The sequence below is a fragment of the Clostridia bacterium genome (assembly GCA_035628995.1).
Classification (GTDB): Bacteria; Bacillota; Clostridia; order Lutisporales; family Lutisporaceae; genus BRH-c25.
Genome location: DASPIR010000002.1, coordinates 75185 through 96685 on the forward strand (window position 1 = coordinate 75185; position 21501 = coordinate 96685).

The 21501-nt window shown below is 38.9% G+C and carries 25 protein-coding genes; 21 read left to right on the forward strand and 4 right to left on the reverse strand.

Going from position 1 to position 21501, the window contains the following annotated elements; translation table 11 throughout:
- Positions 1 to 3: 3 nt before the first annotated feature.
- The gene (locus VEB00_00540; GenBank protein ID HYF81503.1) at positions 4 to 636 is read left to right on the forward strand and encodes a V-type ATP synthase subunit D; all 633 of its coding nucleotides are present in this window, start codon (positions 4 to 6) and stop codon (positions 634 to 636) included.
- A gap of 179 nt (positions 637 to 815) precedes the next feature.
- Positions 816 to 1037, forward strand: a complete 222-nt coding sequence (locus tag VEB00_00545; protein HYF81504.1) for a sulfurtransferase TusA family protein — start codon at positions 816 to 818, stop codon at positions 1035 to 1037.
- Here VEB00_00545 and VEB00_00550 read toward each other — a convergent pair.
- Positions 1034 to 1936 (reverse strand): LysR family transcriptional regulator, encoded by a 903-nt coding sequence (locus VEB00_00550; protein HYF81505.1) that lies wholly within the window; start codon positions 1934 to 1936, stop codon positions 1034 to 1036. The two genes, VEB00_00545 and VEB00_00550, sit on opposite strands and share 4 nt — an antisense overlap.
- Positions 1937 to 2159: 223 nt before the next feature.
- Here VEB00_00550 and VEB00_00555 point away from each other — a divergent pair, with 223 nt between their 5' ends.
- The 9 genes from VEB00_00555 (at position 2160) to VEB00_00595 (ending at position 7573) form a co-directional block, all read left to right on the forward strand.
- Positions 2160 to 2393 carry a hypothetical protein gene (locus tag VEB00_00555; GenBank protein HYF81506.1) on the forward strand — a complete coding sequence of 78 codons (234 nt, stop codon included), beginning with the start codon at positions 2160 to 2162 and terminating at the stop codon, positions 2391 to 2393.
- Between the two features lie 9 nt (positions 2394 to 2402).
- Positions 2403 to 2816: a C-GCAxxG-C-C family protein gene (locus VEB00_00560; GenBank protein HYF81507.1), complete on the forward strand. Its 414-nt coding sequence runs from the start codon at positions 2403 to 2405 to the stop codon at positions 2814 to 2816.
- Positions 2817 to 2974: 158 nt separating this feature from the next.
- Positions 2975 to 3163 carry a twin-arginine translocase TatA/TatE family subunit gene (tatA, locus tag VEB00_00565; protein ID HYF81508.1) on the forward strand — a complete coding sequence of 63 codons (189 nt, stop codon included), beginning with the start codon at positions 2975 to 2977 and terminating at the stop codon, positions 3161 to 3163.
- A complete protein-coding gene (tatC, locus tag VEB00_00570) occupies positions 3144 to 3899 on the forward strand; it encodes a twin-arginine translocase subunit TatC (protein ID HYF81509.1) in 756 nt (251 codons plus the stop codon). The genes tatA and tatC overlap by 20 nt, the downstream gene beginning before the upstream one ends.
- Before the next feature lie 31 nt (positions 3900 to 3930).
- Complete coding sequence (locus VEB00_00575; protein ID HYF81510.1) at positions 3931 to 4380, forward strand: FMN-binding protein; 450 nt, start codon at positions 3931 to 3933, stop codon at positions 4378 to 4380.
- Between the two features lie 189 nt (positions 4381 to 4569).
- Entirely contained in the window at positions 4570 to 5916 is a 1347-nt protein-coding gene (locus tag VEB00_00580) for a sulfite exporter TauE/SafE family protein (protein HYF81511.1), read from the forward strand.
- 175 nt (positions 5917 to 6091) lie between these two features.
- Positions 6092 to 6751, forward strand: a complete 660-nt coding sequence (locus VEB00_00585) for a YeeE/YedE thiosulfate transporter family protein (protein HYF81512.1) — start codon at positions 6092 to 6094, stop codon at positions 6749 to 6751.
- Positions 6752 to 6778: 27 nt separating this feature from the next.
- On the forward strand, positions 6779 to 7006 hold the full coding sequence (locus VEB00_00590) for a sulfurtransferase TusA family protein (protein HYF81513.1): 228 nt from the start codon (positions 6779 to 6781) through the stop codon (positions 7004 to 7006).
- A gap of 33 nt (positions 7007 to 7039) precedes the next feature.
- Complete coding sequence (locus VEB00_00595; protein ID HYF81514.1) at positions 7040 to 7573, forward strand: YeeE/YedE thiosulfate transporter family protein; 534 nt, start codon at positions 7040 to 7042, stop codon at positions 7571 to 7573.
- 136 nt (positions 7574 to 7709) lie between these two features.
- Here the strand turns inward: VEB00_00595 and hcp are convergent, their stop codons facing one another.
- The gene (hcp, locus tag VEB00_00600; protein HYF81515.1) at positions 7710 to 8999 is read right to left on the reverse strand and encodes a hydroxylamine reductase; all 1290 of its coding nucleotides are present in this window, start codon (positions 8997 to 8999) and stop codon (positions 7710 to 7712) included.
- A gap of 241 nt (positions 9000 to 9240) precedes the next feature.
- Between hcp and VEB00_00605 the strand changes: the two genes are divergently transcribed.
- Both VEB00_00605 and VEB00_00610 read left to right on the forward strand, forming a co-directional pair.
- Entirely contained in the window at positions 9241 to 9774 is a 534-nt protein-coding gene (locus VEB00_00605; GenBank protein HYF81516.1) for a hypothetical protein, read from the forward strand.
- A gap of 164 nt (positions 9775 to 9938) precedes the next feature.
- Positions 9939 to 11423 carry a putative glycoside hydrolase gene (locus tag VEB00_00610; GenBank protein HYF81517.1) on the forward strand — a complete coding sequence of 495 codons (1485 nt, stop codon included), beginning with the start codon at positions 9939 to 9941 and terminating at the stop codon, positions 11421 to 11423.
- A gap of 718 nt (positions 11424 to 12141) precedes the next feature.
- Here the strand turns inward: VEB00_00610 and VEB00_00615 are convergent.
- Positions 12142 to 12597, reverse strand: coding sequence for a hypothetical protein (locus VEB00_00615; protein HYF81518.1), 456 nt, complete (start codon positions 12595 to 12597; stop codon positions 12142 to 12144).
- A 204-nt stretch (positions 12598 to 12801) separates the two neighbouring features.
- Here VEB00_00615 and VEB00_00620 point away from each other — a divergent pair, with 204 nt between their 5' ends.
- The 4 genes from VEB00_00620 to VEB00_00635 all read left to right on the forward strand — a co-directional run bounded on the left by VEB00_00620 (position 12802) and on the right by VEB00_00635 (position 16177).
- The gene (locus VEB00_00620; protein ID HYF81519.1) at positions 12802 to 13605 is read left to right on the forward strand and encodes a DUF116 domain-containing protein; all 804 of its coding nucleotides are present in this window, start codon (positions 12802 to 12804) and stop codon (positions 13603 to 13605) included.
- 64 nt (positions 13606 to 13669) lie between these two features.
- Complete coding sequence (locus VEB00_00625) at positions 13670 to 14149, forward strand: hypothetical protein (protein ID HYF81520.1); 480 nt, start codon at positions 13670 to 13672, stop codon at positions 14147 to 14149.
- 98 nt (positions 14150 to 14247) lie between these two features.
- The gene (locus VEB00_00630) at positions 14248 to 15498 is read left to right on the forward strand and encodes an aminotransferase class I/II-fold pyridoxal phosphate-dependent enzyme (GenBank protein HYF81521.1); all 1251 of its coding nucleotides are present in this window, start codon (positions 14248 to 14250) and stop codon (positions 15496 to 15498) included.
- 187 nt (positions 15499 to 15685) lie between these two features.
- Positions 15686 to 16177 carry a hypothetical protein gene (locus VEB00_00635; protein HYF81522.1) on the forward strand — a complete coding sequence of 164 codons (492 nt, stop codon included), beginning with the start codon at positions 15686 to 15688 and terminating at the stop codon, positions 16175 to 16177.
- 40 nt (positions 16178 to 16217) lie between these two features.
- On the opposite strand, the gene VEB00_00640 is transcribed toward VEB00_00635, so the two are convergent.
- Positions 16218 to 16871, reverse strand: coding sequence for a YigZ family protein (locus VEB00_00640; GenBank protein HYF81523.1), 654 nt, complete (start codon positions 16869 to 16871; stop codon positions 16218 to 16220).
- A 256-nt stretch (positions 16872 to 17127) separates the two neighbouring features.
- On the opposite strand from VEB00_00640, the gene VEB00_00645 reads away from it, so the two are divergent.
- From VEB00_00645 to VEB00_00660, 4 genes are all read left to right on the forward strand, one after another.
- Positions 17128 to 18129 (forward strand): hypothetical protein, encoded by a 1002-nt coding sequence (locus VEB00_00645; GenBank protein HYF81524.1) that lies wholly within the window; start codon positions 17128 to 17130, stop codon positions 18127 to 18129.
- A gap of 94 nt (positions 18130 to 18223) precedes the next feature.
- Positions 18224 to 19297 carry an HD-GYP domain-containing protein gene (locus tag VEB00_00650; GenBank protein HYF81525.1) on the forward strand — a complete coding sequence of 358 codons (1074 nt, stop codon included), beginning with the start codon at positions 18224 to 18226 and terminating at the stop codon, positions 19295 to 19297.
- Between the two features lie 120 nt (positions 19298 to 19417).
- Entirely contained in the window at positions 19418 to 19960 is a 543-nt protein-coding gene (locus VEB00_00655) for a hypothetical protein (protein ID HYF81526.1), read from the forward strand.
- Between the two features lie 91 nt (positions 19961 to 20051).
- Positions 20052 to 21011 (forward strand): CorA family divalent cation transporter, encoded by a 960-nt coding sequence (locus VEB00_00660; GenBank protein HYF81527.1) that lies wholly within the window; start codon positions 20052 to 20054, stop codon positions 21009 to 21011.
- The last annotated feature ends 490 nt before the right edge of the window (positions 21012 to 21501 follow it).

Sequence of the window (21501 nt, forward strand, 5' to 3'; positions counted from 1 at the left end):
CAAATGATAGAAATTACTTATACAAAAACAAGCCTGATGGCTGCCCAGAACTCACTTGAGCTTTCGGAAAAGGGCTTTGAGCTGCTGGACAAAAAAAGAAACGTACTTATCATGACTATGATGGGCTTCATTCAGAAGGCAGAAGAAATTCAGAAAAAGGTAGTTGTAGTTTTCCGCGAAGCTTATGAGGCACTGCAGACTGCTAACATTACCATGGGCATAAGCAATGTGGAACAGATTGCGGAGTCGATATCTGAGGCAACAGGCTTTGATGTGCTGACTAAGAGCATCATGGGTGTTGAAATACCGGAAATACAACATGGTCAAACAGAGCTGCCGCATTACTACAGCTTTTATCATACCAACACGGCTCTTGACGTTGCTATGTATAAGTTTCATGAGGTGAAGCTGCTGCTTTATGACCTGTCTGAAATCGAGGATTCTGTATATAAGCTGGCTATGGAGGTAAAAAGGACGCAGAAAAGGGCAAATGCCCTGCAGAATATTCAGATACCCAAATATAAGGAAATGGTAGGCAGGATACTTGAAGTACTGGAGGAGCGTGAAAGAGAAGACTTCTTCAGGCTGAAGGTGATAAAGAAAAAGGGCGAAAAAAGAGCTACGGTTACGCGGTAGCTCTTTTGGTTTGGGGGTTACGAGGTTACGGGGGAACGGGTAACACTGGACACACGGCTGCGAATAATATTCTTAAAGACATATTCGCTAAAATTTAAAAGGCATTATAATATAGATATAATACTATTGATAGTTATTTATAAAATTTGATAAAGCAAACGATTTGGAGGTTTAATTAAATGAATAAACTAGTAGATTGTGTAGGTGATATGTGTCCGGTGCCATTGGTAAAGGCGCAAATTCAATATAAAAAAATAAAGCCTGGTGACAGTATAACTATAATCACAGATCATAGCTGTACCTCCCAAAATCTTAAAGATGCTTTCAAAAATTTTACCTGTGCGATAAATGTAGAAGAAGAAAACGGAATATGGGAAATTACTATTAAGAAGATGGATTAGCAGAAGGTTATCCTCCCATATTTTTTTATAAATGAAATGAATTCTTTAATATGAGGCTGAGAAGCCCTGCTTTTCTGATATATAGCGCAAATTTCACAGACTGGTGCTCCCTCTTGAATTGGCAGAGTCTTCAATAAGTTAGTATGAAGTTCTTTTTTTACAGAGGTAGCCGGAAGAATTGAAACACCATGGTTTCCCACTACAGATGCTTTTATGGACTCAATAGTGGCCAGTTCCATTTCTATATTTAATTTTTCAATCAGAATATTATTCCTTTTAAACATTTCTTCAGTAAATTGTCTGATACTGCTTCCGCTTGACCCGATAATTAAAGGTAAAGCTGCGATATCCTTCAATGAGATAGATTTCTTAGGTATCATACGGCTGCTGGAAAATACAAATATTAAACCAATGTCGGTTATATTAATACATTCAATCCCATCTATATTTATCTTTGAATCTATGAAGCCAATATCGGCACTGCAGTCTAAAACATGCTCAATAATATTCCTGGTATATTCATTTTTTATTGAAAATCTGGTATCAGGCTGGTTTTTCTTATATAGATGCAAGGTACACGGCAGGAGGTATTCTCCGACACTATTGCAGGAGGATATTTTAATCTCATGAATTTCGGATTTCTTACACTGTACAAGCTCCTTTAGCATATTTTCATAAATGTGTACAAGCGCCTCCGCATAGCTCAATACTATCTCGCCTTCCTCAGTTAACTCCACACCCTTGTTACTTCTTATTAAAAGATTTGCATTTAAAGATTTCTCTAAAGATTGAAGCTGCTGGCTTAAGGCAGATTGAGTCATGTGTAAATTCTTGGATGCCTTAGAGATGCTGTCCTGTTTAACTGCTTCAATAAATGAGGTAAGGTAATCTATCTGCATGTCAACCACCATCCTTCTTCTTAAGTAATAAGATAATTATAGACTATTTTGCTTTGGGGCATATAATTTTTTTAAGTATTTCAAGTATAACTAATTCTTATTATACATCAGAAAGACTAATGACAAAACATAGATTGTTTGTTTTATAATTAACATAGTAAGCGCGCAATGAATAAAGTATTTTATGTTAATCGATTGACAATCTAATGGGAGGGTGAAAAGCATGAATGAAATATCAAGGAAAGAGTTTCTTAAAGGTGTAGGGAAAACAGTTGCCGGAGTAACAGTTGTAGGTGCTTTAGGATCTGTATTAACAGGATGTTCAACACCTGCTGCTGCACCCGCAGCTGCACCCGCAGCAGCAGAGAAACCTCAGTGGCCATTTCCGTATAAAAAGCTGGATCCGGAAAAGGTATTGGCAAGAGGATTTAAAGGATATAAAGAAAAGGGTGGCTGAGGCGTTGGCGTGGCCGAAGGGTTCTTCGGCGAATTGGCAGACCAGGTGGGATATCCATTCAATCAGATACCAGTAGAAGCATATGTAAGTGCAGCCGGAGGATATGGACAAGCCACCTTATGTGGTACCATAGGGACAGCAGCAGCTTGTATTGGAACTGTTTGCGATGTGGACACATCAAAGAAATTACTGGCAGAGCTTTCAAAATGGTATAAACAAGAAAAGTTCCCGAATTATCAACCGGAAGGCCTTGGACTTCCTCAAACTGTTTCTGAATCTGTACTGTGCGAAGAATCAGTTGGTAAATTTATGGAAGTAAGCGGATTTGAGTACGGAAGTGCGGAAAGAAAAAGTCGTTGTGCAGCTGTTGCTGCTGAAGTAACAAGAAAGATGGTCGAATTACTAAATGCAGAATTGGCATAACATGCAAACAACATTTCTATGAAATTCCCCTTTCAGGTGGAGAATGTCTCCACCTGAACCATTTTACCAATTGAATAAACAATGTAAAATGTTTTTCGCGAAATATATAGATGAAGAAATAATTTATATAAGAAATAAAGAAGATGGGAGGAAAGGCTATGGGTTTCGGACGAATCGGTATAACAGAACTAATACTTATATTGGCTATAGCATTAATAATTTTTGGACCTGCTAAATTGCCTGAAATTGGTAAGACCTTTGGAAAAGCCATAAGAGAATTTAAAGCTCAAGCAAATAAGGTGACTGAAGATTTAAAGGTTGATTCTGATGATGAAAAGAAAAACTAGTAGTCCAAAGGATGAGAAAAACCTGACCTTGATTGAACACTTGGCAGAATTAAGAAAGAGAATAATATATTCTGCAATAGTGCTTATTTTAGCTGTAGGCTTCTGTTATAATTTTGCTGAAAAAATAATTAAGGATTTAATCGATATAGCAAGGAATGTTGAATTTGTATTCATAGCCCCTGCTGAACTTTTGATGTCCTATATTAAGCTTTCTGTAATAGGTGGACTAATTATTTCAGCACCATTTTTAATATTTCAAATCTGGCTTTTTATAATACCAGGATTGAAGAGTAAGGAGAAAAGATATATTCTATTTTCCTTGATTCTGGGGAGTGCATTTTTTATTGCTGGTGTGACCTTTGCATATTTTGTGGTTATACCTACACTGATTGCCTTCTTTATAGGGTTCCAAATGGAGGCAATAAAGCCTATGATTAGCTTTAATAGCTATTTAAGCTTTGTTCTGAGTACTATTTTCACCTTTGGGGCAATTTTTGAGCTGCCCATTCTGATGGTGCTTTTAAGTCGGTTTGGAATTCTTAAGGTCAGCTTTTTAAAGCAGAATCGGAAGTTTATTATACTTATAATCTTTATATTGGCTGCAATATTAACGCCGCCAGATATAATTTCTCAGATAATTCTGGCGGGACCCATGATTCTACTTGCTGAAATCGGTATCTTTTTAGCTGGCTTAGTAGAAAAGAAGAAAGAAAATGATACAAATAATGAAGAATAAATGAGTAAAAATGTGAAGGAGATAACATAAAATGAAGAAAATAATATCTTTAACTTTAATATTATTATTACTTGGGACTGCTCTGGCAGGATGCTCCGGAGGAGCAAGCGAAGCAGCAGCTGCTCCTGAGCAAGAAACAACTAAAGTTGAAGAAAACAATACAGAAACTGCTAAAGAAGAGCCTAAGGCGGAAGAAAAAGCTGTTGAAGAAGTAGTAAGCTACAAGGATGGTACCTATGAAGGAGTAGGAGAAGGTATGCATACAATAAAAGTAGCTGTAGAAGTTGCAGGCGGCAAAATAGCTAAAGTTGAAATTAAAGAGCATGAAGAATCCAAAGGAGTTGCAGAACCGGCTTTAGAACAAATTCCAGCAGCCATCGTTGAAAAGAACTCACCTGATGTGGAGGTAGTATCAGGTGCAACACTTGCAAGTGAAGGTATTATAAATGCTGTTAAAAATGCTCTGGAAGCTGCAAAATAATATCCGGGAATTCATTGAATAGGGCTGTCGGCTATTATTGACCCCAATAAGATAGACAAAATTTTATTATGCAATTTTGAGTGAATGGGTTCTGTAGTTTACAGGACTCATTCCTTTTAATTTGCTCTTAATACGACGATTATTGGAGTAGTATTAAATATGTGTAGAATATTTCAAGGAGTAAACTGTATGAAAAAGAAACTGACTTTGAAAATTACAGGAATGCATTGTCAAAATTGCAGTAATAAAATTAAAGATGCTCTTAACTCTATGGCCGTTGAAAAACTTGAGGTTTCTTATGAGAATGGGGAATTATCATGTATATCAGATGATAGAGATGCAATAATAGCTGCTATTAATAAATTGGGTTATGCAGCAGAAGTAACTGAGGATGGCATAGCAAGTCACAAAAGCTATAAAGGTGTTATTGTTGCATTGTTTGTTCTTCTTGGTTCTTATCTGATTATTAAGGATACAGTTGGTTTCAGTACTATTCCACAGCTCCAGGAACAGGTTAGCTATGGAATATTGTTTGTATTAGGTATAGCAACATCCCTGCATTGTCTTTCGATGTGCGGAGGCATAGTTATTTCCCAGAGTATAGCTTTTGAAAACCCTATTAAATCTACTTTTCTATACAATGTGGGTAGGGTAATTGCTTACACAACCGTAGGGGCAATTGTAGGAGGCATAGGTTCAATAGCTGCTTTTTCACCGATGCTGAAGGGCTATATCACAATTTTTGCCGGAGTATTTATGATTCTTATGGGCTTGAGTATGCTTCAGCCATTTGCATTTCTTAGGAGATACGTTAAACTACCCACAATTTTTGATGTATCAAAATTTAAAAATAATAGAAATGCACCATTATTAATTGGATTGGCTACAGGCCTTATGCCCTGCGGCCCACTACAAACAATGCAGATATTTGCTCTTGGAACCGGGAGTATATTAAAGGGAGCTTTCTCCCTGTTTGTGTTCAGTATGGGAACAGTACCCTTGATGATGGGGTTAGGTACTATCAGTGGATATATAAGCAGTGGGCTGAATAAGAAATTATTGAAGTTAAGTTCAGTATTAGTAATAATTCTAGGTCTTATAATTGTCAATAGAGGGTTAGTATTACAGGGAAATGGTACTCTTGGCAACTTTATTAATTCAAAGCAAGTGACATCTGAGATAATGCTTCCTGAGATTATGAATGGTTTTCAGGTAATAAACACATCTGCTAATTCAAATGGATATGAACCCAACTACTTTATACTGGAAAAGGGAAGACCTGTAAATTGGGTTATTACTGGGGACTCTGTAAATAGTTGCAATAGTGAAATTGTTATTCCTAAACTAAATATTTCACAGAAGATTAAAGAAGGCTATAATATTATTAAATTTACTCCAGAGGAGACGGGAGAATTGGGATTTAGTTGTTGGATGGGTATGTTAGATGGTAAGTTCATAGTTGTAGATGACATTAATAATATTCCTGATGATATAGATGCTACGCCTCCGACACCCGTTAACTGTTGTACAGATTAATCAATTTATTATTAATATTGTATAATAAGATAATTATCAACTAATATCCCTTACGATATACATTTATTAGCACTGTAAGTATAACTAAGTTTGTTATACAATTAACATAAGCGGCGTGCAATAAGTGGAATATTGTATTTTAATCGATTAACAATTCAATTGGAAGGTGAAAAGTATGGCTGAAGTAAAAACATCCATAGCTGCACAACCAAATAAGAAAAAAGTAAATCAAATCCCGTTTGGAGTAGGACTTCTAATTGCTTTCATAGGAATAGGATTCTTTTTGGGAATCCAGCAGCCTGAGTCAGCACTTTTGTGGGTATTAGGAGTCGCAGCAGGCTTTATTTTACAGAGAGCAAGGTTTTGTTTTACAGCTTCGTTGAGAGATCCGGTATTAATTGGGAGTACCTCTTTAACAAAGGCTGTGGTAATTGCAATTGCAACTGCTACTGTTGGTTTCGCAGCACTTCAATTTGCAGCTGCGACTAAGGGAATTGCTATACCGGGAAATGTCTATCCGGTAGGGATACACACTGCAGTAGGAGCGATACTGTTCGGAATCGGTATGGTAATAGCAGGAGGATGTGCTTCAGGAACATTGATGAGAGTTGGTGAAGGCTTCTTAATGCAGATGCTTTCACTGGTATTCTTTATAATAGGATCACTATGGGGAGCTAAGGATTTCGGATGGTGGTCAAGTAAATTTATGCCTGATAAAGGGATATTTATACCTGAGGTATTAGGCTGGCCATTAGCAATAGCACTACAATTTGCAATATTATTAGCAATTTTTTTATTCGCTGATTGGTTTGGAAACAGAAAGCCGAATGAATAAGGATAATTATCTGAGGAGGAAGCAAAAATGGCAGAAATAAAACTAGTTTGTTTGGGAGAGGCTTGTCCTGTACCATTGATTAAAACACAGAAGAAGATGGATACTATGAAGGTCGGAGAAATTTTAATAGTAGAAATTGACCATAGCTGTGCTATGAAAAATGTACCGGAATGGGCTAGAAAAGTAGGACATAATGTTGGCATAGAAGAAGTTGATAACGGACACTGGGAAGTCTATATTGAAAAAACAAAATAATTATCCCTTTTAAATATGCATGGAGGTGAATTCATGGATATAAAAAACAATGTTTATTATAAAAGTTTTCTAAAGGAACCGTGGCCATACACAGTAGGTGCAGTGCTGCTTGGATTATTGAATATCGGCATGTTTGCGTCTACAGGAAAAGCATGGGGTGTAACATCTTCCTTTGCTACCTGGGCGGCATGGATATATCAAGCTATAGGCGGACATCCTGAAGCATGGTTTTACTTTCAGCAAAAGAGTAATGCAGCAGCATTAAGCGGCGGATTTTTAAAGGATATGTACTCTGTATCCAATATTGGTATCATTTTTGGAGCACTTCTCGCTACTTTATTGGCATCACAGTTTAGGATAAAGAAGATAAAGTCATGGAAGCAGGTAGTGGGGGCAGTACTAGGCGGGCTTTTAATGGGATATGGCGCAAGAATAGCGTTTGGATGTAATATAGGGGCGCTATTCAGCGGAGTAGCATCAATGTCCTTACATGGATGGGTTTATTGGATTTTCATATTTATAGGAGCTTGGATAGGAAGTAAATTATTAGTTAAATATTTAATGTAAATAAGGGGTTGCTGCAAAATGCGGAACGGTCAAGACCGTTCCCTACACACTGTGTTATCAGTTTTGAGAATACACAGCATATTGTAGGGATGGGTCTTGACCCATTCGAAATTTACTATTTTGCAGCAACCTCTTACTATCCTAACATCTTTTCCAAGTCAGCCTTTGCATCTCCGCTGATGAGCTGGAGGTCAAAGTTTTTCTGAAGCACTTCCACTACATTTGAGGTAAACCATTCAGGCGCTTTTGGCCCTATATGGATATTCTTAACACCCAAGTGCAGGAGTCCGAGGAGTATTGCTACTGCCTTCTGCTCAAACCACGAGAGTACTATGCTCAAAGGAAGGTCATTCACTGAGCAGTTGAAGGCTTCTGCAAGGGCAAGAGCGATTTTTACCGCTGAGCCGGAGTTGTTGCATTGGCCTAAATCTATATATCTTGGAATATTTGTACCTGGTACTGTTCCAAAGTCATGGTCATTGAATCTGAACTTTCCACAGGAGGTGGTCAACAGCACGCAATCCGTTGGGAGAGAAAGAGCAAGCTCTCTGAAGTAATCTCTGCCCTTTGTTGGTGCATCACAGCCAGCGATAACAAAGAATCTTCTGATTTTGCCGGTTTTTACTGCTTCGATTATTTCAGGAGCTATTGAAAGCACTGTCTGATGATGGAAGCCTGTTGTAAGTGTCTTATCCGATTCAATATTTACTGTTGGCAGTGAAAGAGCCTTGGCAATAATTGGGGAGAAGTCTTCGTTTACTATCTTCTGTGCACCTTCTACGCCTGCGGTGCCGTAAGTGAAGAATCTGTCAGTATATGTTCCCCTTACAGGCATAAGACAATTTGTAGTCCCAAGTATAGCTCCAGGGAATTCCTCAAAGAGCTTTCTCTGATCATACCAGGCTTTTCCTACGTTGCCCTTTAAATGACTGTATTTCTTAAGCTCAGGATATCCATGTGCCGGAAGCATTTCGGAGTGTGTGTAAATATTTATTCCCTTCCCTGCAGACTGCTTGAGCAGCTCCTCTAAAGCAAACAGATTGTGGCCTGTAACTAGTATGCTGTGGCCTTCAATCTTATCCTGGGATACTGTTATAGGTGTCGGTATTCCTAATCTTGATGTATGGGCCTTGTCTAAAAGGTTCATAACCTTGACTGTAGCGGAGCCCACCTTGAGCACCATATCAATGTGCTCCTTCAAATTGAAGTTGGAATTGGTAAGGGTCATATATAATGCTTCATGGGTTATGCCATCAACCTCAGGGTCGATGCAGCCCATTTCCCTTGCATGGGTAGCATATGCAGCTATACCCTTCAAGCCGAATATCATTGTATCCTGTAGAGCGGCTATATCCTCATTCTTTCCGCATACTCCTACTTTTGTACAACCTCCATGGGGGGTCTGTTCACACTGATTGCAGAACATATAATTTCCTCCTTTAAAATAAAATCTCATTATTACTATAATAGAATTCTACTAAAAAAAGACTATCTTGGATGTGATATAAATCACATGAATAGATGATAATAATCAAAAAGCATCTTTTTTGGTACAAGATACGAGATTCGAGGTCCGAGGAGGTGGCTATTGTTTAAATAAAAAAGATTATCTATAATAGAAATGATAGCAGGATAAGTTTTACAAAATACTAAGGAGGAGAAAGTCTGTGACTGAATATAAAGGGCGATGGGATGCAATAAGAGGGCCGCTGGTAATGCTGTCCATTTTAATAGCTCTGATTATTATAATATATTTGATTGTACCCCACGGTTTTTGGACTTACTTTTTTATCGCAATTCTATTGCTGTTTGTGCCTCTTTTATATAGCGGCCTTATATTGAAGATTACGATTAATGAAAAAAAGATTGTAGTAGTAAGGCCTTTTACCAGGGTGACGATAAAGTTCGAGGATGTGGCACTTTGTGCTGTACATTGTGTTGATGAGGGAAGAAGCCTTATTTATGCTTTTGTAAAGGCAAGGTACCGAAAGGGATATACTGTGAAGGGCATTAAGCCAAAGCTTCCTTTTGATGAAGTTGTTAGAATGACTTCAAAGGATGAAGATATCAATCTCGATATCAATTTCAGCAGGGCAAAGAGGATTCCGGTATCCTTTGTTGAATGCGGGGAAGAGCTTAAGAATAGGTTCATGATGGAAGTGGGCAAGTATCATGTAAGGATAATGTGTGAAGATGAGTAAGAGACTGCGGTTTGCAGTCTCTGTTTTTTTACCGCCAGCATGCAATTATTCGATAAACTGTATTAATTTACTAGTTAAACTGCAACAAAATTTCAACAAAATATGTCATATTTCATGGTATAATTTATTTGTAAAATATATGTATAATAAATTGTGAGGTGCCTATGAAGGGAAAGAAACTATTTGCTGTAATTATCACGCTATTATTCGTACCAATTTTCGCTGTCAGCTGCATGTACAATCAAGCTGCACCAGCAATAACCACAAATCCGATACCTGCTCCAACAGAACAACCACAGGCAGCACCCACCCCGGTAGCTTCTGATAGTCCTGCTCTGGCAGATACAAGTCAGGATAAAACTGAAAAAGTAGCATACATAAGCGCCAGCAAGCTTAAAGTCAGAGAGACTGCACAAGCTGATGGAAAAGCACTGGACAATCTGATTAAAGGTGCAGCTGTAGACATTGTCGAAGAAAAACAGGATGAAGCTGGGAAGTCATGGTATAAGGTAAGCTATGATGGAGCAAAGGGAAATGTCGAAGGTTGGATAGCTGCGGAATACACTGTTAAGGATAGAACTGAGCTTTTGAGTGAGTCTTTGAGGAAGCTTGATTTTTCACCTCAGAATAAGACAAAGGAGTATCCAGGTAATCCCAGGGTAGAGGCAAAAGGTATTTATCTTACATTATACTCTGCTTCCAATGATAGGCTGGACAAGCTTATAGAGATGACAAAACGTACAGAAATCAATACTTTTGTTATAGATGTCAAGGATGATAATGGACATATGCTGTTTCCTACAAAAGCTGCGGAAAAGTACAGCCCGGATGCGAATAAAAATGCTCCGGTGAAGGATATAGCGGCTCTGATGAAAAAGCTCAAAGATAATAACATATACACAGTTGCAAGAATAGTTTCTTTCAAGGACCCAACTTATACGAGGCTGCATCCAGATAGGGCTATAATATATAAAGATAGTGGCAAGCCTTTTACAAACAGTGACGGACTGATATGGGCATCTGCTTATGACAAGAATCTCTGGGAATATAATCTGGAGGTATCAAAGGAAGCAGCAGAAGCAGGCTTCAATGAAATACAGTTTGACTATGTAAGGTTCCCTGCATCAAATGGAGGGAAATTGGACAAATCTCTGGACTACAGGAATACGACCGGAGAATCAAAGCCCCAGGCTATACAGGATTACTTGATATACGCAAGAGAGCAGCTTTCTCTGCTTAATGTGTATATATCAGCAGACGTATATGGCCTGGTAGGCTCTGTGGCGGATGATATGTCCCTGGGACAGTACTGGGAGGCAGTGAGCAATGCGGTGGATTATATAAGCCCAATGATGTACCCAAGCCACTATGCTAACCAAACTTATGGATTGTCAGTTCCAGATGCTTATCCCTATGAAACTGTATATCATTCCACAAAGGATTCGGTAGCAAGAAACAAGAATATAGAGACACCTGCTGGAATAAGACCATGGATACAGGCTTTCACAGCACCATGGGTGTCTGGACATATCAGTTATTCGGACAAGCAGATAGAAGAACAGATAAGGGCACTTGAAGAAAACGGTGTAAAAGAGTACCTGCTCTGGAACGCAGGGAACAAGTATCCAGAAGGAGCAATAGCAAGATAAGAGCTAAAAGCGGAGAGTAATCTCCGCTTATATTTTTTTGCTGACATCTCTTTCATTCCCATGCAGCTGCATCACTTTACTGACTTTCTTTTGTTCTTTTTCAAGTACTTTAAGGGGTCCAATATTGCCGATTAAGCACTCAAGGCAGGATACCCCGGCACCAATTATTGCAACCTTCAGTAGGATTCACCTCCGGGCAAAGTCATTTCAGGTGATTTAAGAATAATATCTGCAAAGCTGCGGAAAATATCTGTGCTAATTGCTGAGACAGTATGTATATTTGCTGCTGTTATAAAGGAGGGGGAGTGATGCTATGGAGGAGTTTTCCCAGGAATATATGCTTAGTATAGTATTACGAGGTGGAAGTATGAGTATCTATTTATTTACTCTATGTACAACAGTAATTTCAATCATGGTTTTTATATGGTTTAAGGTGATGAAAAAATACGGGGGCTACAATTGATGAAGATAGCTATTATAGGTGCAGGGTTATAGGGACTGTGCTGCGCCCACGAGCTTGAGAGATTGGGTGTAAATCGCTCCTAATAATCACTGATGTGCACGAGAAGGAGATAGATAGGTATTGGGAGCTTTTCCTTTTTGGAGAAAATATAAAGAATCCCTTGCGGAAGAATTTACTATGGAGCATAAGCGTGGCTTTGTTTATCCACATGTGCTGGGAAACCTTATATTTGTAGGGAATGCAGGGGGAGGCATTTCACAGGTCTCTTTTTTTCAGGTATCTGAATAGCAGGTTTATCCAACTTAAAGTAACGATATAAGTTAGTATAGACCAAGGAATAATTCTCCAACCGGTAAGTACCACTGTCCTTGTATATAGACTTGCCAGTTCAAAGAGCAGCATCAATACAATCCATGTAGCAGTGTAGATGACGGCAGGATAGGTCCTCTCAGGAAGGAACATAGTATATATGACCTCCACTATGGGGTAGACGAAGACTGCTGATACTATAATATAGAAAAGAGAGCTCTCTGGACTTATGTAGTAGTAGAGCCCTGTGTACTCCCCCAATGATGTTTCATAAAGTAGTGAATAACCCATAGCAGCAATGAAAACCATTATATGCTTAAAGGTTAGAGGTTTTTTTACAATACATATGAAAAATATCACCCAGATTGCAGCAATAGAACCATAAAAGAAAGCAATTGCCATTTGAACATCCTCCTTCAATTTCCTTCCAAATGGTGTTCTGTAGAGTAGTATAACCCTAATGAAGGCTAATATTCCAAGGCTGGATGATATAGATAGATTGTTGCTCGTAGAGTTGAATACTTAGGCAGAATAACCCACATAATAAATAAGACTTTATAAGTGAAAAGTATTAAAATTCTCACAGAATATTATGGAGGAAGTAGCTTGGAAAAAGAAATAAAGAGATTCATACAAATATCATCTATTATTGCCATTGCTTTGTTGACGGTTATAGTAATATCCTGCCTCAGCCTGATATCGATATATCTTGTTCAGTACCGCATGGCAATTGTTTATGTTATCGTTGCTTCCTCGGTACTTTTCCTGCTCTTGTGGGCTGTATCCGCGGAGCTGGTTAAAGCAAACAGGTCAGGCAGCGTAGAGGGCTTAAGCATATATGCTTTGAGGCTGGGAATCGGGTTAGTGCTTCCTGTCTTCATGTATTTTGCAGGGCTTTTTAAAGGAGATAAAGATTGGCTTGGAAGGATATACATAAGCATTAACAATCTGGTTGTGAAGTATGGACTTCAAAAGATGTCCTCAGCTAAAATGCTTGTCCTGCTTCCTCACTGTATGCAGAGCAAGGACTGCAGCCGCAGAATCACCGAAGATATAAGCAATTGCATCAGATGCGGCCGCTGCAGGATTGGAGAAGTGGCGAGCATAACAGAACGCTGCGGCATCAGAGCAGTTGTTGAAAAAGGGGGAACGGCAGCCAGAAATACTGTAAAGAAATTCAGGCCGGACTTCATTCTTGCTGTTGCATGTGAAAGGGAACTTGTAAGTGGTATAGGCGATGTGGGAAAGATACCCGTCATAGGGGTAATAAATCAAAGACCTAACGGTTATTGCACCAATACAACGGTGGATATGACGCAGCTGAAAAAAATACTGCAGGAATTGTCGGGAGCAGGGAATGGGGTTCGAGGGCCCGGGTACGAGGTAGGAGCCAAAAATCCTATTGCCTAGATGCTGTTTTATTGTATAAAATAGATATAGATAGAATTATTACTGAGAAAAGGGGGAACTGCTGATGAGTTTTTATATTAGAGTGTTCTCGCAGGTAGGGGATTTTCCATCTTTATATGCAATATGTGATGAGCTTTTAGAGGAGGGTTTTGAGTTTGCTACTTCTCCGGGCAAGGACGAGCCTGAATTTAAGGAAAGTAATTGGAGAAACATGGTTTTCCAATATGACGAAAACTCTGAATCTATTGAACTTGATAGGGATACAAAGGAGCAAGGGGACAGCGTATTCAAAGAAGAGCAGGAAGAATTTCTGGAGTCTGTAAAAAAGCTGCCTTACAGTAAGGGGCAGAAAAAGGCTCTGGAGGTTGTAAAGGATGCAGTGCAGATATACGCTTTCGAGGTTGAAGAGGATATTTCCGAGGAAGGGTGGGAATTTCTTGAATGCCTGCTTGACTTCATCTGTGATGCAACAGACGGCTATGTGCAGGTGGATGAGGAAGGCATATATGATAAGGATGGGGAGCTTCTTGTAGAAATGGAATAAATTATTACTTCAAGAATAATCATTTGGAAATAACAAAGTAAAATGTATAATTGATTAGCACTTTGAGTGCTATAAAAGATGTGAATGGAGGGAAAATAATGGATAGCATTGTATCCATGGTTGCTAAACATGTCAATACTCAGAGAGTAGAGGATAGAATATTTGCAGCGAGCAGAGCAGCTGGCAACGCGGTGCTGAAGGTTGGCAAGGAGAATGTGGTGAATGCTACAGTGGGCTCCATACTGGATGATGATGAAAAACTGGCAGTAATGCCTTCGGTGCTTAATACTTTGAAAAACCTTCCGGATTCAGAATATGCTGCCTATGCCCCTATACTAGGGACACCGGATTATCTGGAGGCGGCAATACAAGCAACCTTCAAGGAATACAGGCCTGAGGGATATATTAAAGCCGCTGCAACACCAGGTGGTTCGGGAGCATTAAGGCATACCATCTGGAACTATTCGGATATAGGAGATACAATACTGACCTCTGACTGGTTCTGGGGACCGTATAAAACCCTGGCAGAAGAGAATCTAAGGAAGCTAAGCTCTTTTTCGCTTTTCGACAATGAAAAGAAGTTCAACCTGCACTCTTTTGATGCAAAGGTAAGCGAGCTGCTTGACAGACAGGATAGTCTGGTGATTTTGCTCAACTCCCCTGCTCAGAACCCTACAGGCTATGCATTAAGCGATGAAGAGTGGAGGCAGGTGATTGAGGCAATAAAAAAATCAGCAGAGGACGTCAGCAAGAGAATAACTCTGCTCTGTGATATTGCATATATTGACTATGCCGGGAAGACTTCGGATACCAGGAAATTCATGAGCCTTTTCTCGGGATTGCCTTCAAATGTACTTGTAATTGTAGCCTTCAGCATATCCAAGAGTCTTACGATGTATGGACTTCGCACAGGGGCTGCAGTTTGTGTAAGCTCTAATAAAGATGTGACACAGGAATTCTCCGATGTATATGAAGCTTCTAACAGAGGAACCTGGTCTAATGGAACAAGATGCGGCATGAAGCTGCTTTCGGTAATTATGAATGATAAGGAACTGCTCCGCAGGGTAGATGATGAACGGGAAGAGCTAAGGCAGCTGCTGGAAAAAAGGGCAGCAATATTCTTAGAGGAAGCAAAAGCATCCCAGCTTGATATATGTCCTTACAAATCAGGCTTCTTTGTAACAATACCTGCTATACAGCCTGAAGAAAGCTGCAGACTTCTTATGGAGGAAAACATATTTGCAGTGCCGATTTCCAGAGGTATACGCTTTGCCATATGCTCAGTACCCCTTTACAAGCTAAAGGGTATAGCTGGAAAGATTAAAAGGGCAATAGTCAATGGTCAATAGGCAATGGGCTTCTTGTTAAGCGAATAAAGGTTCAATTAAAGTTAATAATTGATATACCCTGTCTTGCTGTGCATGAGGGGTATATTTTTTATGTAAATATATGGATGAATATTGTAATAAGACTTGCACTTTCCCATATCCATTTCATATTAGTAATATTATGACGATTAAGTTGGGAGGTAAGCAGATGAACAAAAAGTTCAAATGTCCGATGATGTGCGGTATGCAAATGATGCACGGAATGGAGCCCATGAATATGATGCCCAAGATGCAAATGGGAGAAGAAATGGAAATGGACAGTTACTATGAGGATGAAGAGGATGACAGGCAATGTGTCAAAATGTATTCGGAAACCAGTAAGAAAATGATGGTCTTTGTAAAAGTGGAAATTGACAGGATGGAAGAAAAAGACGAAATGATGCATGACGAGCGTCTTGACAGGGATATGGTCAGGATGATGAGTGACAATGCATACAATGCAATGTTGAAGGAAATGCCTGAGATGGCAGAGGAAGAAGAAACAAGACAGTATCCGAGAAGAAGGTTTGCAAGAGATCTTTTGGGAGTGCTCCTTTTGAACGAGCTTTTCAGAAGAAGACGCAGACGCAGAAGAAGATATTACGGGGACTATCCATATGGTGGCTATGACTACGACTATGATTACTATGATTACGACTAAGGAAGATAATATTAAAATAACTAAGCGGCTTTCCGCTTAGTTATTTTAATATTTTGCCGCTTGCCTCATCAATCTTTAGCATTTGCTCACCCAGAGATTCTACTTCAATGCTTCCATTGGTCCATTGTGCGATATCCTCTATAAATGTGCTCCTTAGATCTACGGTTGTCAGGACCTGCATAGTTACATTTTCAAGATAGTCAATATTATCTATTATATAATCTTTTTTCGGTATCTCATATTGCAGCTTGCTCAAAAAACTATAGTCCATTTTAAGCTGGTGCACTGCAAAGGGTTGCACCTTCACTGTGCCAGAGGCCTTGATGCCCTGTACGGCTCCTTCGGTATACGCTCTGATGAGCCCTCCTGCACCGAGCATTATGCCGCCAAAATATCTGGTAACTATTATTATAGAGTTAGTTACTTCTTCTTTCTTCAATACTTCCAATATTGGAACTCCGGCAGTTCCCGAAGGTTCACCATCATCGCTTGAACGCTGAATATTCATTGATTCGCCCAGTATATAGGCATAGCAGTTATGGGAAGCATCGTAATGCTTTTTCCTGATGCTGCCCAGAAATTGAAGAGCTTCTTCTTCAGAATATATCGGCTGTGCATAGGAAATGAATTTAGACTTTCTTTCGATAAAATAAGTATCAGCATAATTTTTTAACATTCTGTAACTGTTATTCATAAAATCACCTTAATTTTATTATTATAAATACGATTATACAATATAAGCAGTAAAATCACCATTGAACAAATTATTAAGGTTTTTGTATGGTGAGAAGGGCAGAATACATAAGTGACTAAAAAGCTAAGAGAAAAAACCAATTACCGATGTTTTTAAATAAGATGTTCTATAAGTTCTGCTACACTGCACGTGGATCCCCACGAGCAGCCCGCAGAAAAGAACATCTAATTTAAAAGCCATCTTATAGGAGGTAAACATGGATACTAGAATATGGTGTGAATTCACTCCTCCAAAGGACGTATGCAGAAAGCATATCATTAATGCGCTTAAAAAGTATAATGTGACCCTGAATTACAAGCTTGAGTACGGGCATGACAGCAAAGATTTCTACGATATGATAAAGACATACAACGACAACGACGTGCAGGTATCCATCTGGGCAACTCTATCTGACGAAATGGGATATTGGATAAATGAAAGAAATGCAGGTCATTTTGATATATACGTCAGAGAGTTGGCAGAGAAGCTGGAACGTAAAGCTTTAAAAATAAAAGGGATGTGCATTGACCTGGAATCGCCTTTGGAGGATATTAAGAACCTAAGCGAGCCCAAAAGCGTTATCAGCCCATTTATAACATATACAAAAATGCTCACCGCAAATCTGAACAAAAAGCGCTTTAATGAGGCTCGGAGGATTTTTACCGAGACAGCGCATTACTTGCGCTCCAAGGGCTTGGAGAGCTATGCCGCTTGTATAAGACATTGCTATTATGATATAAGGTTCAACTCCGAGCTTATTCAGAATGCTCTTGAAATTCCGGTGTTTAATGTGGGTTGGGATAAATACAATCTGATGTATTATGCGACTATGATAAGAAATGAAATGAAAAAGATTAAGAAAGTAAATGTTGATTATCTTATATATCATCAGGTGTCACATCTGAAAGAGGTGCTCAAGGATAAACTAGCTATTTCAGTGGGTGTTACAAATGTAGGGAAACTGGGCAATGAGCCTTACTACGAGGATATCAAGGTTTTCGAAAAGGATATGGGCATATTGAAGGGGATAGGTATAGACAGCGTTTCATTGTTCAGTCTTGATGGCATAACAGAAGAAAACAAGCTTCTGGAATTTCTTGAGGTTATGAACAGAGCGGAGCCGTATAAGCCTGAAGTATGCAATTATGTAATCAGAAATGAAGTACTTTCGGAATTGCTTTTCAATATAGGCAAGGTTTATTACAGCCTGAGGAGATGAATGCTACCTATGTAATATTATGTAAATATATTGTTTGTTTTGTCGGAAGTAAATGGTATAATATTCATAGTTATCATAGATGAGGTGAGCAGATATGAAAATAATGAATATTCCCTCTGATATTTTGAAGCCAGGCATGGTAATCTTTGAGGATGTTTATAATGCTGAAGGTGCTGCAATTCTTATTAAAGATACTATTCTGGATCAATGGCAGATTGAAAAAATTCACATTAATAATGTGGAAAAAGTCAGAATAAAGCTTAGCGAAAATGATGGATTATATGCGACAAAAGAAGAGATAAAGAGTGTCTATAATCAGGATAATGTAAAGAACTTCAGGGAAAAATACGTAGCTAAAGTGGATGAGGTCACCCATATTATTAAGGAAATAGGAAGGGGTGCTGTTGTAGATGTCCACTCAGTAAATCAAATTAGCAGGCACATAATGAAGGAGTTCAGCACTGTAAGCGATATAATAAACTATCTTCATCTTGTGAGACCTATGGATGATTATACATATTCTCATTCATTGAATGTATCCCTTATGTCAATCATTATTGCCAGATGGATGAATCTTAGTGAGGCAGAGATTGACGAAATTGCAACTGCAGGACTGTTGCACGACATAGGCAAAACGAAAATATCCGAGAAGCTGCTCTTGAAACCTGGCAAACTTACAGATTTGGAGTTTGATGAGCTAAAGAAGCACCCTGTTCTGGGCTATATGATGATGGAGAATGTAAAGGACGCTACGTTAAACATGAAATATTCAGTCCTTTTGCATCATGAAAAAATCGATGGTTCCGGCTACCCGGTGGGAGCTGTTGATGAAAAGATACCGCTTTTCCCCAAAATTATAGCAATAGCGGATATATATGATGCAATGACCTCCAACAGGTCGTACAGGAATAGAATGTGCCCTTTTGAGGTAATAAAGAATTTCGAAATGCAGACCTTTGGCAAGCTGGATACCAGGATACTCTCTGTGTTCATAAAAAACATCGCGAATACTTATATGGGCGATTTTGTAGAGTTGAACTCAGGAGAAATCTGCGAGATAGTATTCATTAATCAAAATAGAATCTGGCAGCCCATAGTAAGGTTTGGCGATGAATTCATTGATTTATCCCGTGATATTGATAATCGGTTTATAAAAGCAATAGTTTAATATATCTTTGATTGAATTTACAAAAGGCTATGGATGAAATCCATAGCTTTTTGTATTATATTGCATAGCTTGGGCAAATAATAACTTAGGAAGAAATACAATATTGTGGGAGTGAATACGGTGAAAAGATTATTGTGCTATTTTGCCACTATGCTCCTTGTTCTTGCTATAACTGATTTATGCCTTGGAGGAGAACTGCTTAGGTATAGAGCGGAAGCCCCCTATGGCACATCAGCCAGATTAAGTGGTGTGGAGAATGAGCCGAATAAGCTAAAGGAACAGAAAGAAATATCAGAGGATAATCTAAAGGAGCTAGGCAGGCTTATTGATTCGAAATCCTGCGATTTTGTCAAGGCTGCCTTCAGCAGAGATAAAGAGAAGGTCGATGGTATGCTTATCAGTGATGCTGAATATTTGGTTATGGAGGATAATTCCAGTTATATAAGATATATCTCGGGAGATTTGCATGTAGAGGGCTATATGGCGACTGACAGAAAGCTTGTGCAAGTGAGGCAGAGCTGGTATGTCATAGAGGATGACGGAACAATAACCTCAGGAGTTGAAGTGGCGATAGAAGGAGAAAAATATATTCAGGTATGGTATATTCACTATATGAAGAGTTTAGGGCAGTGGAAAATATTCATGCTGGAAAATGGAGTATAAAGCTTGGCAAATATTATAGGTATAGTAGAATTAACTTATGGGGGTCTGGTAATTATAGTGTTCATTGATGAGTATTAAGGGAGGCGATCCAATGGAAGTATATAGGCTTAAGGATAACGAATTGGTCAAAGCAAACTTTGAAGATATAAGCAGTGATGATAAATCTAAGTACTGGATAATAGCAACCCCTGAAGAGCTGTGTGAGAATAATGGAGTTTTCAAATTCCATAATTCTACCGTGGAAGAGTGTATGAACTCTAAGCAGCATCCAAGGCTGGAGGTTTACGACGAATTCAGTTTTGGCGTGATAAACATTATGGATAAGGATGTGACTGGGGCTGATAAGTTCTGGCTTACCGCAAGAGAATTGAATTTCTATCTCACATCAAAATATTTGATACTAGTGTCCAAGCTTCCGAACAGATTGATTGATAATGTAAAGAAGGAAGTATTTGAGAACGCCAATGCTTCCAATAATTACATAGTCAATTTTTCAAAAATTTTATACATACTTATGCATAGACTGACTTCCATGGATAATATCATACTCAAAGAATTAGAGAGTAGGATAGCTCTGCTGGAGGAGCAGGTGATGGAGGAAGTACGTCGGGATTATACAAAGGAGATAATTGAGCTGAGAAAGCAATTGTTATTCTTGAAAAGGTACTACGAGCCTTTGCTGGATATAGCAGAGGGGTTGGAGGAGAATGAGAACGGACTTATTGAGGAAGGCGCGCTGAAATACTTCAGCATACTGAAGAACCGGATAGAAAGATTAAACAATTATGTACTGCATCTTAGGGATTATGTAACCCAAGTAAGGGAAGCATACCAGGCCCAGGTAGACATAAGTCTTAACCATATAATGAAGCTCTTTACAGTAATAACCGCAGTTTTCCTGCCTTTAACACTTATTGCCGGCTGGTACGGAATGAACTTCAAGCATATGCCGGAGCTTAACTGGATATATGGCTACCCCTTTGCCTTCGCCCTAAGTGCAGCAGTAGTAGCGATAAGCCTTGTGTATTTTAAGAAACATAAGTATATGTAAACTACCAAAATAAGAACAGCCATGTCTTAGCCACATATGAGTATACAGAAATTGATGGCACTAACTTACTGCGCCTTAGAAAAGTCTAACGCCTTCCAATATCCATCCGTGGACGTGGAAGGCTTGCTTCGGCGTCCTGCCTCGCATACGACTTTTCTAAGGCTTCGTTCATAAGTGTCATTGACAATTTCTGTATAAGAATACTTAGGCTATGACATGGCTGTTCTGCTAATTAGTTACTCAGTAGTGGAAAGCTATGTAACGATTAAGGGAAGCATTAGCTTTGTATATCAGCGAACACTTATAAGTCTTTGGGTAACAGAATAGAGCTTGATACGTAGGAAAATCCGTAAGGTTTACGTGATGTAAACCTAGCACATACCAACAGGACGTTGGGTTTATGTGCGTTAGGATTTTACAAGTATCAAGCTCTAATTCTGTCCAAAGCTTATATTGTGTGAGTCGATATACAAAGTTAATGCTTCTATGT